Source organism: Streptomyces sp. NPDC048481 (genome assembly GCF_043200075.1).
In the GTDB taxonomy this organism is placed as follows: Bacteria; Actinomycetota; Actinomycetes; order Streptomycetales; family Streptomycetaceae; genus Streptomyces.
In genome coordinates this window covers 219,163-236,535 of record NZ_JBICXC010000012.1, presented here as the reverse complement: position 1 = coordinate 236,535, position 17,373 = coordinate 219,163, and the positions used below count along the sequence as shown (strand labels likewise).

The window sequence follows — 17,373 nt, the reverse complement described above, 5'->3', positions numbered from 1 at the left end:
ACGACCATGCCTCAGTACCCGCTTCACAGCCTTTGGGAGTACCCATGTCTGTCCGCATCCTTGCGCTCGTCGGCAGCCTTCGCGCCGGTTCCACCAACCGCCAGCTCGCCGAGGCGGCCGTCAAGGTCGCTCCCGAGGGCGCAGAGGTCGACCTCTTCGAGGGTCTGGCGGAAATCCCCTTCTACAACGAGGACCTCGACGTGGAGGGCAGCGTCCCGGCCGCCGCCGCGAAGCTGCGCGCCGCCGCCCAGGCCGCCGACGCCTTCCTGCTCTTCTCCCCCGAGTACAACGGCACCATCCCGGCCGTCCTGAAGAACGCCATCGACTGGCTGTCCCGCCCCTACGGCGCCGGCGCCTTCGGCGGCAAGCCCGTCGCCGTGGTCGGCACCGCGTTCGGCCAGTTCGGCGGCGTGTGGGCGCAGGACGAGGCCCGCAAGGCCGTCGGCATCGCCGGCGGCCGTGTGATCGAGGACCTCAAGCTCTCCATCCCCGGCTCCCTCACCCGCTTCGCCGAGACCCACCCGGTGGACGACGCCGAGGTCGCCGCGCAGCTGACCGAGGTCGTCGCCCGTCTGCACGGCCACGCGGGCGAGGCCGCGGCCGCCTGAACCCGGTAGCCGGCAAAACCGGCAGCGCCGGCGGCTGATCACGGCCGGACGGGGCCCGGACACCTTCCGGGCCCCGTCCGGCCGTTCCCCTTCGTGTCGGCGTCCCGGCCGTCGGGTGGAGAGCCGGGCAAAAGTCGTCGAAGCCGCAGACCGTGCGCCTCCCCGTCTGATAGGGCTGGAAAGATGCAGACCCTCTATCGACGACTGCTGGCCCTGATGCCCCGCATCGGCGTCCAGGTGACCGACCTCGGGCCGGGGACGGCGGTGGTCGCCCGGCGCGGCCGTCCCTACCGGGCCATCGGCGCGGGCAGGGACACCTGGGTGCTGCGGCGTACGAGGGACGGCGAGCGCCCCGGCGTCGACGACGGCGAGGCCGTGCGGCTGGGCGACACCGGCGCCGTCCTCCTCATGGACGCCCCGCAGCGGCGCGACGAACGCAGGCTCCAGCTCGCGGCGGCCGAGTACCTGTGCACGCAGCACGTCACCGCGATGCTGGAGCTGTACGGGGTGAACTGCGTCTTCGACGTCGGAGCCAACACCGGCCAGTACGCCAAGCGGCTGCGCAGACTCGGCTACACCGGCCGCATCGTGTCCTTCGAGCCCACGTCCCAGACGTTCGCCCGGCTGGAGAAGGCCGCCGCCGACGATCCCGCCTGGCAGGTGCACCGGTGCGGCCTGGGCCGCGAGGAGACGACGGCGCAGATCCACACCGGCTGGAAGACGATGAACTCCCTGCTCCCGGCGAGCGACTACGGCAAGGGCCGCTACAGCCGCTTCGCCCAGGGCGCCACCGAGGAGATCCGCGTCCGCAGGCTCGCCGACGTCATGGACGAGGCGCTGGAAGGGCTCGCCGAACCCCGCCCCTTCCTCAAGATGGACACCCAGGGCTACGACCTGGAGGTGTTCGCCGGAGCCGGCGAGCGGATCGCGGAGTTCACGGGCATGCAGTCCGAGGTCGCGGTGCTCAGGCTGTACGAGGGCAGCCCCGGCATGGGCGAGGCCGTCGCGGCGTACGAGGCGGCCGGATTCGGCATCACCGGCATGTACCCGGTGACGCGCGAGGCGACGACGGGACGGGTGATCGAGTTCGACTGCGTGCTGATGCGCGCGGACGCCGCGCCCACGTCGTAGGGCCGCAACGCGCCGGCGACGCGCCGTCTCCGGGCGGCCTTCGGGGCCGGGCCCGGTGTCACCCGCCGGATGGCGGGCACGTTCCGCGTACGGCGGTGCCCGGTGACGCGGCCGGCAGGCCGACCATGAGCGGCACGAGCCGCCGAGCACCCGCCGTCCGCGTGAGGAGCAGCCCATGATGTCCCAGCCGCCGCCCTTCGACCCCGAACTCGCCGCCGCCCTGGAACCCGTCAAGGACATGATCCAGCCGGGGCTGTCCATGGAGGACGTCGAAGCCGCCCGCCGAGGACCGGGCGTCGAACTGCTCTCGCTGATCGACCTGACGGCCGGCGGGGCCTTCGAGGCCGAGGACCGCACGGTGCCGGGACCCGAGGGCGCCCCGGACGTCTCCCTGCTGATCTGCCGTCCGGCCGGACCGGTCCCCGACCGGCCCCGGCCGGTCGTCTACCACGTGCACGGCGGCGGAATGGTCCTCGGCGACCGGCGGGCCGGCGTGGACGTGATCCTCGGCTGGGCGCGCGAACTGGACATGGTCGTGGTCTCCGTCGAGTACCGGCTGGCGCCCGAACATCCGCACCCCGCACCGGCCGAGGACGTCTACGCGGGCCTGCTGTGGACGGCGGAGAACGCCAGGGAACTGGGCGCGGACCCTGAACGGATCGTCATCGCCGGCGCCAGCGCGGGCGGCGGCCTCACCGCGGCCCTCGCCCTCATGCTGCGCGACCGCGGCGGACCGCGGCCCGTCGGCCAGCTGCTGATGTGCCCGATGCTCGACGACCGCAACGACACACCCTCCAGCCACCAGATGGCGGGAGTCGGCGCCTGGGACCGCACCGCCAACGAGACCGGGTGGACGGCCCTGCTCGGCGACCGGCGCGGCGGGCCCGACGTCTCCCCGTACGCGGCGCCCGCCCGCGCCGAGGACCTGTCCGGGCTGCCCCCGGCCTTCCTCGACGTCGGCTCCGCGGAGACCTTCCGGGACGAGGTCGTCACATACGCCTCGCGGATCTGGCAGGCGGGCGGGATCGCCGAACTGCACGTGTGGCCGGGCGGCTTCCACGGGTTCGACGGCTTCGCGCCGCAGGCCGCGCTGTCGAAGTCGGCCCGTGCCGCCCACCTGGACTGGCTTCGCCGCCTGCTCGCCGAGTGACCGTCCCGTACGGGTCGGGGGCGCGGGGACGCGGGTGAGACCCCGTATCGGGGCGACCCTCCGCCTTGCGATCGCACGCACCAGACGCCGCCCGGCTCCGGCGGCGGGGGCGGCCCGCCCCCGCCGCCTCTCGGAACCCGCGTCGCCTCAGACGGTCGTCTCCTCGGGGGCGGACGCCAGGTCGGCGCGGTCCTCGTCGGACGCCGTGGGGCGCGCGCCGGGGATGACGGCGGCGATGGCCGCGGAGACCAGGGCGAGCCCGCCTCCGACGAGGAGGGCGGTGCGGAACCCGGACTCCGAGGCGAGGGTGTGGCCGCCCAGGGTCGTGGTCATCTGGGAGAGGATCACGCCGATGACGGCGGAGCCGATCGAGGTGCCCAGCGAGCGCATGAGGGTGTTGAAGCCGTTGGCGGCGGCGGTCTCCGTGACCGGGACCGAACTCATGATCAGCGCGGGCATGGCGCCGTAGGCGAGGCCGACCCCGCTGCTGGTGATGACCGTGACCAGCATGACGCCCCAGGCGGAGCCGATCAGCGCCATGGAGGCGAAGTACCCGGCGGCCAGCACCAGGGCGCCGCAGACCAGGGTGAACTTGGGACCGCGGGCGTTGGTGAGCTTCCCGCCGAGCGGGGAGACCAGCATCATCATCAGGCCGCCGGGCGCGATCCACAGGCCGGCCGCGAGCATCGACTGGCCGAGGCCGTAGCCGGTGGCCTCGGGGAACTGGAGCAGCTGCGGCATCACCAGCATGCTCGCGTACATGCCGAAGCCGACGAAGACCGAGGCGACGTTGGTCAGGAGCACCCGGGGGCGGGCCGTGGTGCGCAGGTCGACGAGCGGGTCGGTGGTGCGCACCTCCCACAGGCCCCAGGCGAGCAGCGCCACGACGGCGAGGGCGAACAGGCCGAGGGTGGCGCCCGAGGCCCAGCCCCAGTCGGCGCCCTTGGAGACCGCGAGCAGCAGGGAGACCAGGCCGACGCCGAGGCCGATCGCGCCGGGCAGGTCGAAGCGCTGGCCCTTGGCGCCCGCGGGGACGTCCGGGACGAGCAGGAAGATCAGCACGGCGACGACGGCCGCGAGCACTGCGGATCCCCAGAACAGCACCCGCCAGTTCGCGTACTGGGCAACCGCCGCGGCCAGCGGGAGCCCGATGGCGCCGCCGATGCCCATGGAGGCGCTGACCAGGGCGATGGACCCGCTGAGTTTCTCGGCCGGCACGACGTCCCGGAGCAGGGCGATGCCCAGCGGCACCATGCCCATGCCCATGCCCTGGAGCCCGCGTCCCACGATCATCGTGACGACGTCCGAGGCGAGGGCGCACACCACCGAGCCTACGATCAGCGGCGCCGAGCAGGCGAGCAGCATGCGGCGCTTGCCGACCAGGTCGCCGAGGCGGCCGACGACCGGCACGCACACGGCGGCGACCAGCAGGGTGACCGTGATCACCCAGGCCGCGTTGGAGGACGAGGTGTCCAGGATCTGCGGCAGTTCGGCGATCAGGGGGGTGACGAGCGTCTGCATGATCGCCGCCGTGGTGCCGGCGAAGGCCAGGGTGGCGATCACGGCGCCCGGGCGGGCTGTGAGGTGCGGAGCGGGGGCGCCCATGGGACTCCTCGGCTGGGATGTCGGACGACGCCGTCGGGAAGCCGTACGGCCGATGTGCATCGTACATGCGATGTGTATTCACCACATCGCATGGGGCATGCACACGATGTGCCAGGATGGTCGTGCCGCACGGAAACCGGAGGCCGGGCCATGGAGTCGCCGACGCACGAGGTCGAGTACGAGCAGATGCTGCTCAGCCGCCACTCGTTCCTGAACCAGCGCGGGGGCCGCCGCAAGGACAGCCACATGGAGCGCAGCGCCTACATCATGCTGAGCCGGATCCGGGTCCAGGGACCCATGTCGATCGGGGAGCTGAGCGACGCCTTCGGCCTGGACGCCTCCACCCTGAACCGGCAGACCGCCTCGGCGATGCGGGCCGGGCTGATCGAACGGATCCCGGACCCCGACGGCGGGATGGCCCGCAAGTTCCGCCTCACCGACGAGGGCGCGCGTCTGCTGGACGCGGAACGCGACGGGATCGTGGACGCCCTGGGCATGGTCATGGCCGACTGGACGGACGAGGACGTGGCCGCGTTCGCGGCCTACCTGCGGCGCTTCAACAACGGCATCGAGGCCCTCGGCGGCCGCCCCTGGCCGCGCCCTTAGGGCGTCCCGGCCTCCTCAGGACCGGGTGGAGGACCAGCGGCCACCGCGCGGGGGCACGGCGGTCAGTGCGTGGTGCGCGCGAGGCGGAACCCGACGTCGTCCACCCGGAACGTGGGGTGGCTGCGGCGGCGCACCGAGGCCCGGCAGCTCCAGTGCTCGTCGAACCAGCCACCGCCGCGCAGCACCCGGTAGGCGCCGTAGACCTCGGCGTCGTAGACGTCCCAGCACCATTCCCACACGTTGCCGAGCATGTCGTACAGGCCCCACGGGTTGGGGAGCAGGCCGCCGACCTCGTGGAGGCGTTCGCCGGAGTTCCCCCGGTGCCAGGCGATGTCGTCGAGCGGCCCGTAGCGCGGACCGGAGGTCCCGGCGCGGCAGGCGTGCTCCCACTCCGCCTCGGTGGGCAGCCGGTACCCGTCGGCGGACGCGTCCAGGTGGACGAGGTCGCCGCCGGTGTCCACCCGGTAGGCGGGCGTGAGGCCCTCGTGTGCGGACAGGGCGTTGCAGTGGCGGACCGCGTCCCACCAGGACACGCTCTCGACGGGCAGACGGTCCGTCCCGTCGCCGGGTCCGGGCCGGCCGGCGACGCGCGCGTACTGCTCGCGCGTGACCGGGTGCGCGGCCAGCAGGTGGGGCGCCACGTCGACCGCCCAACTGCGCCGCGTGCGCCGGTCCGAGAGGGTGACCCTGCCCGGCGGCACCTCGATCATCGTCAGGCCTCGCTCCCCCGTGTCCATGAGCGGATGATCTCATCACCGGGACCGGCGGCGGCCCGCCGAGGGGTCACCGCGTCGTCGGGGCGGCGGCCGGGCCCGTGCCGGGCAGCTGCCGGATGATTCCGCCGAGCCGGGGCCGCAGGCGGGACAGGGCCTCCGGCTGCCCGCCGACCACCCAGCGGGAGCCCACGAGGTACTGGCCCCCGTAGCCGGAGGCCGCCTCCAACCAGGACTCCTTGTGCCGTTCCTCGGGGAACGTGGTGATGAGGTAGTCGGACTCCTCCGTGCGGCAGACGCCCTGGCGCAGTTCGTCGGCCTCGATGCGGATCTCGGCGGTGCAGCCGGTCAGCCCGGCGATCACCTCGACCTTGGCCGGGGCCACTACCCCGGCCTCGGGGGCGGCGGTCACCGCGGCCGCCCCGGGCGCGCTCCCGTCGTCGGCGCGGTCCCCGCCGCCGCACGCGGCCGTGAAGGGGAACAGGGCCAGACTCCCGGCCAGTGCGGCGCCCCGCACCAGGCGGGCCGTGGGCTGCTGGAACACGTGTCCCTCCGTATGAGGCTGCCGGCGGTCTCGTCGTCCTCGCCGGTGGACGGCGTACGGCAGAAGGTACGGACGCGGCACGGGCGTCGTTCACCGCTCACCGCTCACCGCTCACCGCTCACCGCTCACCGCTCACCGCTACGCGGCCGCGCCGGGCCCGCGGGCTGTCTAAGGTAAGAGAGGATCACCGCCTGCCCGGGAGCCCCCATGACCGGTATCCGTCGGAAGAGACCCGCCGACGCCCTCGACTCCATCGACGCCATCGAGCCGCCGGGCAACGTCGAGACCGTCGTCGGCGTGCTGTCGGTGACCGTCCTGGTGGAGGTGCTGGGTGTGCTGTCCGGGTCCGAGGTGTGGCTCCTCGGACTCCTGGTCTTCCTGCCCGGAACTGCGTCGGCGCTGTGCACCGTCCAGCAGACGAAGTTCGTGGCCGCCTGGACCACGCTGTTCGTGACCTTCACCGTGGTGGTGCGGGCCGTCTCCGGGGACCGCTGGCTCGACCGGGCGCTGCTGGTGCTGCTCACCCTGGCACTGGGGGCCGCCTCCGTCTACGCCTGCCACCGGCGCATCGGCCGCGAGCACGAGATGCTGCGGCTGCGCTCCACCGCCGCCGCCATGCAGCGGCACATCCTGCATCCGCTGCCGCTGCTCACCGACGACGTCCTGGTCAACGGGATCTACGAGCCCGTACAGGAGGACCGGCTGGTCGGCGGCGACATCTACGACGTCGTCGCGTCGCCCTGGGGCACCCGGGTGCTGATCGGTGACGTGCAGGGCAAGGGGCTGGCCGCCGTGGGCGCGGCGTTCGCCGTGATCGGCGCCTTTCGGGAGGCGGCCCACCGCGAGCCCACGCTCACCGCGCTCGTCGACGCGCTGGACGGGGCGGTCGTCCGGCACAACTCCTATGCCGAGCAGACCGGCGACGACGACCGGTTCGTCACCGCTCTCGTGGTCGGGATCGACGCGGACGCGGAGGCGCAGGTCGTCAACTGCGGTCATGTGCCGCCCCGGTTGCTGCACGAGGGTGTTGTGGCCACGCCGGTCGTGGACACGGGCGTCCCGCTGGGACTCGCCGAACTGGCCGTCGAGCCGACGACCGTGGACTGGTTCACCTTCCCGGCCGGATCGACGCTGGTGCTGACCACCGACGGCCTCACCGAGACCCGCGCCGGCGACGGCACGTTCTACCCGCTCGACGAGCGCCTGGCGAAGTACCTGGACCTGTCGCCCACCGAGCTGCCGAAGGCGTTGCACGAGGACTCCCGGGAATTCACCGGCGACGGCCGCCGCCACGACGACGTCGCCGTGCTGACCGTCCGCCGGTCCCCGAGCCGCTGACCGGCCCCGGCACGGCCGCGCCGCGGTGGGCGGCGGCCGTGCCCAGGCCCGTCGGGTCGTCGGCAGGCGGTCAGGCGGTCAGGCGGTCAGGCCCAGGGGGCCGTCGGCACGAACGCGCTGTCCTGACGGAACAGGTCGGTGCCGTCGGACGGTTCGACGCGCAGCTGGTAGTCGTAGTGGCGCAGGTAGTGACCGGGGTAGTTGTACGACTCGAAGCGGACCGAACCGCTCGTCGGCCCGGTCCGGGCGATGAAGGTGGCGTCCCGGGCGAAGGTGGACGTGCCGTCGTTCGCGTCGAAGCGGCCGCGGAAGGAGTAGTGGCGCAGGTAGTGGCCGGCCGCGTCGCGGAAGGAGAAGGCGTTGGCGTCGGCGAGGCCGGCGACGACGGTGAAGGTGGCCGCCTGCTTCTCGGCGGCGGCGCTGGAGGCGGTCACCACGGGCAGGTCGAGCAGGGCGGACTGCTCCTGCCAGTACCGGGTGGTGTAGTTGGCGGAGCGCAGGGAGCGGGTGGTGTTCCGGGTCAGGGCCGGGCCGCCGGTCACGGTCTCCTTGACGACGGTGAAGTGGCGTGCCGTGCCCGAGATGCCGGGCAGCGCCTTGGGCGCGCTCCAGGTGGCGAAGGCGTCGTAGCTGTCGCTGTAGTAGTACTTGCCGTCGCCGTAGCCGTCGAAGAAGATCCGCCAGGCGCCGTTGTCGAGCTGGATGACGGAGGGGCCCTCGCGGTAGCTGCCCCAGCCGGCCCAGTTCCCGGTCCTGGTGATGGTGTAGGGGCCGGTGAGCTTGGACGCCGTGCCGTACTCGATGTACTTGGCCGTCTCGTTCTTGGTGAAGGCGTGGTAGGTCGAGCCGGTCCTCACGATGCAGGTGTCGATGTGGTTCGGTCCGATGCCGGACAGGGCGACCGGCGAAGTCCAGGCGGTGAGGCCGGAGTCGGTGGCCCTCAGCAGGTACGGGGTGAAGATCCACTCGTCGCCGGCGACCGAGCAGGAGACGATGACGTTGACGCTGCCGTCGCTGTCGACGAACCACTCCGGGGCCCAGGCGCGGGACAGGTTGGCGATCGGGACCGTGTAGTCGTACAGGAACCTCCAGTCGGCCCGGTCGGAGCTGCGGGCGAAACCGATGGTGGTGCTGGGGTCCTGCCAGGTGTGGGTGGTGTAGGTGAGGTAGTAGTAGCCGTCGGTGTGCTTGAAGACGCTCGCGTCCCGGATGCGGTTGGCGGGCGGGGTGTAGGCGGAGGACCGCACCAGCCGGAAGTCCGTCGCGTCGTCGGACTGGTAGACGTTCACCGTGCCGTCGTTGCTGTCGAGGAACGGGACGATGGTGTAGCGGGTGGCGGATCCGGCGGCGGGCGCGGCGGCCAGGGCCGTGCCGAGCAGTCCGGGAGCCTCGCCGAGCACGAGTGCGGCGACGGGCAGGGCCGCCGTCGCGCGCAGCAGGGAACGACGGGACGGGGTGGGGGGAGGTGTCGTCATGGTGCGGCTCTCCTACGGCTCAAGGTTCGAAATCCCGAACGAAGTTCGGAAAGTCGATCAGAAAGTAGGGGGGTCCCGGGGGCCCGTCAATCCTTTGCGCAGGAAAGGGATGACGCCCGTGCGCCGCCTGTGGCGACCGCGGCGCGTAGACGCCGGCCTGCCGGTGGCGCGCGGGCGGGACCGGCGGTCCGTCGCGGAAGCCGCCGGCCGGGGAGCGTCGCACGCAGACGGCGCCCGGCCGCGCCACAGGTGACGGAGCGTCGGACGACACCGGTGGAGCGCGCTTCGGGGGCAGCCCTTAGGGTGCCTCCCGTGACCGCGTTTACCGATGCAGACGTTCCGGGCCGCTCCGGCCCCACCGCCACCGCCGAGGCCGACCCGCGCGAGGTCGGCCGGGTGCGCACCGAGTACTCCCCCGCGCACGACGGCGACCCGGACCCCGGCGAGATCGTCTGGACCTGGGTCCCCTATGAGGAGAACGACGGCCGGGGCAAGGACCGCCCGGTGCTCGTCGTCGCCCGCGAGGCGGCCGGGACCTTCCTCGCCGTGCAGCTCTCCAGCAAGCGCCACGACGGCGACCGCGAGTGGGTGGCGATCGGCAGCGGCCCGTGGGACCGGACCGGCCGGGACTCCTGGGTGGACGTCGACCGGGTCCTGCGACTGCACGAGGACGGCATGCGCCGCGAGGCGTGCGCCCTGGACCGGATGCGGTTCAACCTGGTGCGGCAGCGGCTGCACGAGCGCTACGGCTGGACCTGAGGGTCCGTCGGCCGGGCCGCGCGGGGGCGGCCCGGACCCGCCGGGCCCCCGCCGGCCCGCGAGTTGAGGGGGTCCGGCAGCGGGCCTAGGGTGGAGACGGAGCAGGAAAATCCGCCCCCTGGAGGGGCAGCCGCGCACCCGGGTCCTGCGCATCCCCACGCCGCACCCCCGCTTGGAGCAGTCATGCGCACGCTCCGCCGTTCCCCCCGCCCCGCCCTGCGACGCGCCGGCCTGACCGCGATCACCGCCGCGGTCGCCGCGACCATCGGGGCCGCCCCCCTCGCCGCGGCCGCACCCGCCGCGCCGCTCGCACCGCGGGCCGCGCCCGCCGCCCTCACCCGCGCCCCGCAGCAGCCGTTCATCTTCAGCTACACGTTCAACCACCATCTGAAGATCGGCGGGGGCGATTTCACCGTGGGCGGCCGCGTCTACGTCGCCGTCAAGTTCAACAACGGCAAGGTCTTCTGGGCCAAGAACGTGTACGCCCGGACGCATCCCATCACGCCGGGCGGAGCCGTGTACGTCGAGACCACGGTCGCCTCCCCGTGCGCGCCGGGCACCGCCAACGGCTACGCCCGCGCCTACGACTGGACCACCCAGAAGTGGACGCCCCGGCTGCCGGTGCCGATCTGCGTGCCGATCGACTAGGCCGACCCGCCCGATCCGATCGCCGCGGTCAGAGCCGCCTCGCGCCCGCGGTCAGAGCCGCCTGGCACACGCCGAGGCGTTGCAGCGGCCCGCCGGGACCACCTCCGGCGGGTCCGGCGCGACCCCCGCGGCCCCCGCGGCCGTGCGCCCATGGCGCCACCCCCGTGGACGCCATGAGCGTGCCGCGCGCGCACGATCGCGCCGCGCCCGCCTCCCCCGTCGTGGCGTCCGACGTTCCCGTCGTGCCCACGCACGCATCGTGAGCGATCCTGGACATCGCGTGCAACGGGATTTTCCGGTGCCGGGAGATGCCGAGGCATGCGACGGGAACGTGCGGGAAGCAGGTCGGAACCGGCCGCGAGCGGTCGGGGAACGGTCGGCGAACCCCCGGGGAACCGTCGAGGAAACGACAGCCCGTTCGAGATCCGCGGTCCGGAAAGTCCTGTTCTGCACCCTTGTGCGGATCGGGTCGAGGGTCTTGGGTGGAACGAGCCATACCGGTCGGGCCCGCACCGGGGCCGGACCGGTGGCATGGTGGAATCTCAGGAGGATCCCGACATGTCCGACTCGGTCGGCGACTGTACCGACGCCGCACAGCCCCGCACCGCCCTCACCGAAGCCGAGGTGGAGGCGCTGGTCAAGGGCATCTGCTTCAAGACCGGCCCGCCCCGCGCCGTCGGGGTGGAACTGGAATGGCTCGTCCACGAGCTGCGCTCGCCGCGGCTCCCCGTCACACCCGAACGGCTCAACGCCGCGTACGCCGCACTGCGCACCGTGCCGCTGAGCTCACCGCTCACCGTCGAACCCGGCGGCCAGCTGGAGCTGAGCTCGCTGCCGGCCGCCTCCCTGACGGAGTGCGTACGCACCGTCTCCGCCGACCTCGCCGCCGTCCGCGCGGTCCTGGACGAGCACGACCTCGCCCTCGCCGGGAGCGGCACGGATCCCTGGCGGACACCGCGCCGCTTCCTGCGCGAACCCCGCTACGACGCCATGGAGACCTGCCTGGACCGCACCGGTCCGGCCGGCCGCGCCATGATGTGCGCCTCGGCCTCCGTGCAGGTCTGTCTCGACGCCGGCCACGAGGAACCCGGTCCGCTGGGACTCGGGCGGCGCTGGTGGCTGTCCCATACGCTGGGCGCGGTGCTGGTGGCGGCCTTCGCCAACTCCCCGCTGCTCGGCGGCGCGCCCACCGGCTGGCGCTCCACCCGGCAGCTGCTGTGGATGGAGATCGGCGCCGGCCGCGCGGGCGGCCCCGTCCTGGACGGAGACCCCCGCACCTCGTGGGCCCGGCACGTGCTGGACTCGCCCGTGATGTGTGTACGGCGCGAGGACGCCCCCTGGGACGTGCCCGAACGCCTCACCTTCCGGGAGTGGACCCGCACGGGCGCCCCCACCCGCGAGGACCTCGACTACCACATCAGCACCCTGTTCCCGCCGGTCAGACCCCGCGGCCACCTGGAACTGCGCATGATCGACGCCCAGCCCGGCGAGGACGGCTGGATCGTCCCCCTCGCGGTGACGACGGCGCTGTTCGAGGACCCGGAGGCCGCCGAGATCGCCTACCGCGCGGTGAAGCCGCTCGCCGAGCGGGCCCGGCCGCTGCCCGCCCCGCACAACCCGCTGTGGACCGCCGCCGCCCGCCACGGGCTGGCCGACCCCGAGCTGCACGAGACCGCCGTCGCCTGCTTCGCCACCGCGCTGCGGGCGCTGCCGCGCATCGGCGCCGACGACGACATCGTGGCGGCCGTGGCGGACTACCTCGACCGCTACGTCCGGCCGGGCCGCACCCCGGCCGACGACCAGCTCGACCGCCTGCGCGGCGCCGACGCCCGCGCGCACGGGAAGGATCCCCGCCCATGACCGAGCCCGCCCTGGACACCGAGCCCGCGCCGGACACCGAGCCCGCGCCGGGCGGCGAGGCCGCGCCTGGCGCCGGGGCCGCCCCGGACGCGGAGACCCTGCGCACCCGGGTGCTCGCCTCGCTCACCACCGCCCGCGAACGCACCACGCTGCTGACGGACTGCGTCGAGGAGCCCGACCTCACCGCCCAGCACTCCCCCCTGATGTCGCCGCTGGTGTGGGACCTCGCCCACATCGGCAACCAGGAGGAACTGTGGCTGCTGCGCGCGGTGGCCGGCCGTGAGCCGATGCGCCCCGAGATCGACGGTCTCTACGACGCCTTCGAGCACTCCCGCGCCGAACGGCCCACCCTGCCACTGCTGCCGCCCGCCGAGGCCCGGGCTTACGCGGCTGAGGTACGCGGCCGGGTGCTGGACGTCCTGGAGACGGCCGACTTCCACGGCACCCGCCTGACGGAGGCCGGCTTCGCCTTCGGGATGATCGCGCAGCACGAACAGCAGCACGACGAGACCATGCTGATCACCCATCAGCTCCGCACGGGTCCGCCGGCGCTGACCGCCCCCGACCCGGATCCCGCCCCGCTGTCCACCGGGCCGGCCGAAGTCCTCGTGCCGGGCGGCCCGTTCACCATGGGCGTCTCCGACGAGCCCTGGGCGCTGGACAACGAACGGCCCGCCCACCGCCGCGAGGTCGCGCCGTTCCGCATCGACACCGCCCCGGTCACCAACGGCGCCTACCGGGCGTTCATCGAGGACGGCGGCTACGAGCAGGAACGCTGGTGGACGAAGGAGGGCTGGGCGCACATCCGCGGCCACGGCATCCACGCCCCGCTGTTCTGGCGGCGCGACGGCGGGCAGTGGCTGCGCCGCCGCTTCGGGACCACCGAGGCCGTGCCGCCCGAGGAGCCGGTGCTGCACGTGTGCTGGTACGAGGCCGACGCCTACGCCCGCTGGGCCGGGCGGCGGCTGCCCACCGAGGCCGAGTGGGAGAAGGCGGCCCGCTTCGACCCCGCGACCGGCGGCTCCAGGCGCTATCCGTGGGGCGACGCCGATCCCGGTCCCGAGCACGCCAACCTCGGACAGCGCCACCTGCGGCCGGCGCCCGCGGGCAGCTACCCGGCCGGCGAGTCGCCGCTCGGCGTACGGCAGCTGATCGGGGACGTCTGGGAGTGGACCTCCAGCGATTTCCTGCCCTACCCGGGCTTCCGGGCGTTCCCGTACAAGGAGTACTCGGAGGTGTTCTTCGGGCCCGGGTACAAGGTGCTGCGCGGCGGTTCCTTCGCCGTCGACCAGGTGGCCTGCCGCGGCACCTTCCGCAACTGGGACTACCCGATCCGCCGGCAGATCTTCTCCGGGTTCCGCACGGCCCGCTCGGAGGCCGTCTGATGTGCCGCCACCTGGCCTATCTGGGGCCCGAGGAGCCGCTGGGACGGCTCCTGACGGAGCCTGGACACGCCCTGTACCGCCAGTCGTGGGCGCCCCGGCGGCAGCGGTACGGAACGGTCAACGCCGACGGCTTCGGGGTGGGCTGGTACGCCGACGGCGACCCGGAGCCGGCCCGCTACCGCAGGGCCGGGCCCATCTGGGCGGACCTGTCCTTCGCCGACCTGGCGCGCGTGGTGCGCAGCCGGGCGCTGCTGGCGGCCGTACGCGACGCCACCCTGGCCGGCGCCGACGCCGAGGCCGCCGCTGCGCCCTACGCGGCCGACGGCCGGCTGTTCAGCCACAACGGGGCGGTGGCCGGCTGGCCGGGCTCGCTGGATCCGCTCGCCGGGACGCTGCCCGCCTCGGCGCTGCTGTCGATGGAGGCCCGCAACGACTCGGCCTTCGTGTGGGCGCTGGTGCTGGCCCGGCTGCGCGCCGGCGACACCGAGGGCCAGGCGCTGGCGGACACGGTCCTGGAGGTCGCCGAGGCGGCTCCCGGATCACGCCTGAACCTGCTGCTCACCGACGGCGCCACCATCGCCGCCACCGCCTGGGGCGACACCCTGTGGTACCTGACGGGGCCCGGCCCGCGCACGGTCGTGGCCTCCGAACCGTACGACGACGATCCGCGCTGGCAGGAGGTCCCGGACCGCACCCTGCTCGTGGCGAGCCGCGCCGACGTCCTGCTCACCCCGCTCAAGGACCAGAGCCCGGACGCGGCATCCGCACCACTCGAGGAGACCGGCACGTGAGCCCGTTCCAGATCACCCGTACCCTCCCCGTGGACGCCACGGACGCCGCCCTGCGCGACGACGTCCTGCGCGGCCTCACCGCCACCCCCAAGACGCTGCCGCCCAAGTGGTTCTACGACGCGCACGGCAGCGACCTGTTCGAGCGGATCACCGAACTGCCCGAGTACTACCCGACGCGCGCCGAGCGCGAGATCCTCGTGGACCGCTCCGGCGAGATCGCCGCGGCGGCCCGCGCCCGCACCCTCGTCGAACTCGGCTCGGGCTCCTCGGAGAAGACCCGCCATCTCCTCGACGCCCTGACCGGCCTGGACACCTATGTGCCCGTCGACGTCAGCGAGAGCGCGCTCAGCCAGGCCGGGCGGGCGCTGGCCGCCGAACGGCCCGGGCTGAACGTGCACGCGCTGATCGCCGACTTCACGGCGGGCCTGACGCTGCCCGACACCCCGGGGCCCCGGCTGCTCGCCTTCCTCGGCGGCACGATCGGCAACCTGCTGCCCGCCGAGCGGTCGGTGTTCCTGGCCTCGGTGCGCGCGATGCTCGCGCCGGGCGACACGCTGCTGCTCGGCACGGACCTCGTCAAGGACGAGCGGATCCTGGTCCCCGCGTACGACGACGCGGCCGGGGTGACCGCCGCGTTCAACAAGAACGTCCTGGCCGTGGTCAACCGCGAGCTGGGGGCCGACTTCGACGCCGGGGCCTTCGACCACGTCGCGCTGTGGAATCCGCACGACGAATGGATCGAGATGCGGCTGCGCTCGCGGACAGCGCAGACCGTGAAGGTGCCCGCGCTCGATCTGGCGGTCGACTTCGCGGCCGGCGAGGAACTGCGCACCGAGGTGTCGGCGAAGTTCCGGGAGGAGGGAGTACGCGCCGAACTGGCCGCCGCGGGGCTGGAGCTGACGCACTGGTGGACCGATCGCGCGGGACGTTTCGCCCTGTCGTCGTCCACCGTGCGGTGATCGTGCGGCAGGCGGTGCGCCCACTCGCGCACCGCCTGCCGCGTGCCGTCAGTAGGTGACCGTCAGCGCCTCGGAGATGCGGTGCGAGGCGCGGCGCGCCTCGGTCGCCGGGTCGGAGCCGGTGAGGACCTTCGTCATGTAGCCCTTGATGGGGTTGTCCGCCTCGACGGCCGCCCATTCGGGCGTGCTGGGGGTCGCGCGTCCCTGTGCGGCACCCGCCGCCATGGCCGCGACCCCCTCCTCGCCGGCGACGGCCTTCGCCAGTTTCGCCTTGTTCGGCACGTAGTTCATGGTGCGGGCCAGCTCGGTGTCCCACCGGGCGCCGGTCAGCGCGGAGACCACCGCGACGGCGCCCTCGCGCACGTCGGTGTTGCGGGGGACGACGAGGTCGGAGCCGCCGGTGAAGACGGCGCCCGGCCGTCCCGCGGTCCTGCCCGGAACGGGGAAGAAGCCCAGCCGGTCGCGCAGGGCGGGGTTCTGCTCCAGCACGGTGCGGGCGAGTCCGGGCACGGCCACGATCTGCGCGACCTTTCCGCGCGCGAACACCCCTGCCTGCGGCGGATGTTCCTCGTCGGCCCCGACGGGCCCGCCGCCGAGCGACTGGAGCCGGCGGTAGAAGTCCATCCCGCGCAGGGCGGCGGGCGTGTCGAGGGCGCCCTCCCAGCGGCCGCCGCTCTCCGTGGCGAGGTCGCCGCCCTCGTCCCAGACGAACCCGGCCAGCGTGTACCAGTCCTGCCCGGCCAGGTAGATGCCCTGGTCACCGCCCTTGTTCAGCTTCTCGGTGGCGGCGAGCCACTCGGCGCGGGTGCGGGGCGGTGCGGTGACGCCGGCCCGTGCGAAGAGGTCCTTGCGGTAGATCACCACCCGGTTGGCCGCGTACCAGGGGATGCCGTACTGGTGGAAGCGCTCACGGCCCGGCTCGGCGAGGCCGGGCAGCCAGTCGTCGCGCCCCCACCTGGTGGCGGACTCCAGGGTCAGGTCGAGCAGTCCGCGTCCCTCGACGTACTGCGGGACCTGGGTGTTGCCGACCTCGATGACGTCCGGCGAACCGGGGTCGTCCGCCTTGAGGGCGGCCTGCACCTTGGCGCCGATGCCGGTCCATTCCTGGATGAGGATGCGGAGTTCGAGGTCGGGGTGGGCGTCCTCGAAGTCCTCGGTGAAGCGGTCCAGGAACTCCGGTGAGGCGCTGTCCTTCATCAGCCACACGGTGACCGTGCTGCGGTCGGCGCCCCCGGTCCCGGGCAGCGCCCCGCAGCCGGTCAGCAGGAAGGCGGACACGCACAGCAGGGCGAGCAGGCGACGACGTCTCACGGGGGTCCTGTTCTGTCTGACGGACAGGGCGAGGGGCCCGGCGTGGGGGACGAGCGCGGGGCTCGTGCGGGTGTCCAGGATTTTGGTATGGACCAATGCGAGGGGTCAAGAGGGCACCCGGGGGATCGGGCCGGCGCGTCCGACGTCTCGCGCAGCGCCGCAGCTTGGGGCACGGTGGAGTGACGCGTGACACATGGGACGACGCCGATGCGACGCCGTCCCGGCCGAGAGGAGCACCCTGATGTCGAACCACACCTACCGGGTCACGGAGATCGTCGGCACCTCGCCCGACGGCGTCGACGCGGCCGTCCGCAACGGCCTCGCCCGCGCCTCGCGGACCCTGCGCAACCTGGACTGGTTCGAGGTCACCCAGGTGCGCGGCCAGATCGAGAACGGCGACATCGCGCACTGGCAGGTGGGCCTGAAGGTGGGCTTCCGTCTCGACGAGTCGGACTGACCGGACGACGGACCGGACACCGGCCGGGCGGCC

17 protein-coding genes are annotated in these 17,373 nt (G+C 73.5%); 12 read left to right on the top strand and 5 right to left on the bottom strand.

The genetic code is table 11. The features are described 5' to 3' along the window. The first annotated feature begins 44 nt into the window (after positions 1–44). From ACGFSH_RS29890 to ACGFSH_RS29880, 3 genes are all read left to right on the top strand, one after another. Positions 45–608, top strand: coding sequence for an NAD(P)H-dependent oxidoreductase (locus ACGFSH_RS29890; protein ID WP_393353870.1), 564 nt, complete (start codon positions 45–47; stop codon positions 606–608). 183 nt (positions 609–791) lie between these two features. Next, positions 792–1,739, top strand: a complete 948-nt coding sequence (locus ACGFSH_RS29885; protein ID WP_393353869.1) for an FkbM family methyltransferase — start codon at positions 792–794, stop codon at positions 1,737–1,739. A gap of 175 nt (positions 1,740–1,914) precedes the next feature. Beyond that, entirely contained in the window at positions 1,915–2,889 is a 975-nt protein-coding gene (locus ACGFSH_RS29880) for an alpha/beta hydrolase (protein WP_393353868.1), read from the top strand. Between the two features lie 147 nt (positions 2,890–3,036). On the opposite strand, the gene ACGFSH_RS29875 is transcribed toward ACGFSH_RS29880, so the two are convergent. Then, on the bottom strand, positions 3,037–4,494 hold the full coding sequence (locus ACGFSH_RS29875; RefSeq protein WP_393353867.1) for an MFS transporter: 1,458 nt from the start codon (positions 4,492–4,494) through the stop codon (positions 3,037–3,039). Between the two features lie 150 nt (positions 4,495–4,644). On the opposite strand from ACGFSH_RS29875, the gene ACGFSH_RS29870 reads away from it, so the two are divergent. Then, positions 4,645–5,100: a MarR family winged helix-turn-helix transcriptional regulator gene (locus tag ACGFSH_RS29870; RefSeq protein ID WP_393353866.1), complete on the top strand. Its 456-nt coding sequence runs from the start codon at positions 4,645–4,647 to the stop codon at positions 5,098–5,100. A gap of 62 nt (positions 5,101–5,162) precedes the next feature. On the opposite strand, the gene ACGFSH_RS29865 is transcribed toward ACGFSH_RS29870, so the two are convergent. After that, positions 5,163–5,837 (bottom strand): formylglycine-generating enzyme family protein, encoded by a 675-nt coding sequence (locus ACGFSH_RS29865; RefSeq protein ID WP_393353864.1) that lies wholly within the window; start codon positions 5,835–5,837, stop codon positions 5,163–5,165. A 46-nt stretch (positions 5,838–5,883) separates the two neighbouring features. Next, positions 5,884–6,357 (bottom strand): hypothetical protein, encoded by a 474-nt coding sequence (locus ACGFSH_RS29860; protein ID WP_393353862.1) that lies wholly within the window; start codon positions 6,355–6,357, stop codon positions 5,884–5,886. Between the two features lie 207 nt (positions 6,358–6,564). Between ACGFSH_RS29860 and ACGFSH_RS29855 the strand changes: the two genes are divergently transcribed. Then, entirely contained in the window at positions 6,565–7,695 is a 1,131-nt protein-coding gene (locus ACGFSH_RS29855; protein ID WP_393353861.1) for a PP2C family protein-serine/threonine phosphatase, read from the top strand. An 86-nt stretch (positions 7,696–7,781) separates the two neighbouring features. Here the strand turns inward: ACGFSH_RS29855 and ACGFSH_RS29850 are convergent, their stop codons facing one another. Further along, positions 7,782–9,170: an AbfB domain-containing protein gene (locus ACGFSH_RS29850; RefSeq protein WP_393353859.1), complete on the bottom strand. Its 1,389-nt coding sequence runs from the start codon at positions 9,168–9,170 to the stop codon at positions 7,782–7,784. A 312-nt stretch (positions 9,171–9,482) separates the two neighbouring features. On the opposite strand from ACGFSH_RS29850, the gene ACGFSH_RS29845 reads away from it, so the two are divergent. The 6 genes from ACGFSH_RS29845 (at position 9,483) to egtD (ending at position 15,572) form a co-directional block, all read left to right on the top strand. Continuing rightward, positions 9,483–9,929: a type II toxin-antitoxin system PemK/MazF family toxin gene (locus tag ACGFSH_RS29845; RefSeq protein WP_393353857.1), complete on the top strand. Its 447-nt coding sequence runs from the start codon at positions 9,483–9,485 to the stop codon at positions 9,927–9,929. A gap of 183 nt (positions 9,930–10,112) precedes the next feature. Next, on the top strand, positions 10,113–10,577 hold the full coding sequence (locus ACGFSH_RS29840) for a hypothetical protein (RefSeq protein WP_393353855.1): 465 nt from the start codon (positions 10,113–10,115) through the stop codon (positions 10,575–10,577). 558 nt (positions 10,578–11,135) lie between these two features. Next, positions 11,136–12,437: an ergothioneine biosynthesis glutamate--cysteine ligase EgtA gene (egtA, locus tag ACGFSH_RS29835; RefSeq protein ID WP_393353853.1), complete on the top strand. Its 1,302-nt coding sequence runs from the start codon at positions 11,136–11,138 to the stop codon at positions 12,435–12,437. Further along, positions 12,434–13,822, top strand: coding sequence for an ergothioneine biosynthesis protein EgtB (gene egtB / locus ACGFSH_RS29830; RefSeq protein WP_393353851.1), 1,389 nt, complete (start codon positions 12,434–12,436; stop codon positions 13,820–13,822). The genes egtA and egtB overlap by 4 nt, the downstream gene beginning before the upstream one ends. Continuing rightward, entirely contained in the window at positions 13,822–14,613 is a 792-nt protein-coding gene (gene egtC, locus ACGFSH_RS29825) for an ergothioneine biosynthesis protein EgtC (protein WP_393353849.1), read from the top strand. Before egtB ends, egtC begins: the two co-directional genes overlap by 1 nt. Next, positions 14,610–15,572 (top strand): L-histidine N(alpha)-methyltransferase, encoded by a 963-nt coding sequence (gene egtD, locus ACGFSH_RS29820; RefSeq protein ID WP_393353847.1) that lies wholly within the window; start codon positions 14,610–14,612, stop codon positions 15,570–15,572. The genes egtC and egtD overlap by 4 nt, the downstream gene beginning before the upstream one ends. Before the next feature lie 48 nt (positions 15,573–15,620). On the opposite strand, the gene ACGFSH_RS29815 is transcribed toward egtD, so the two are convergent. Continuing rightward, complete coding sequence (locus ACGFSH_RS29815) at positions 15,621–16,883, bottom strand: extracellular solute-binding protein (protein ID WP_393353845.1); 1,263 nt, start codon at positions 16,881–16,883, stop codon at positions 15,621–15,623. 241 nt (positions 16,884–17,124) lie between these two features. Here ACGFSH_RS29815 and ACGFSH_RS29810 point away from each other — a divergent pair, with 241 nt between their 5' ends. Beyond that, positions 17,125–17,340, top strand: coding sequence for a dodecin (locus tag ACGFSH_RS29810; RefSeq protein ID WP_069768851.1), 216 nt, complete (start codon positions 17,125–17,127; stop codon positions 17,338–17,340). Positions 17,341–17,373: the final 33 nt, after the last annotated feature.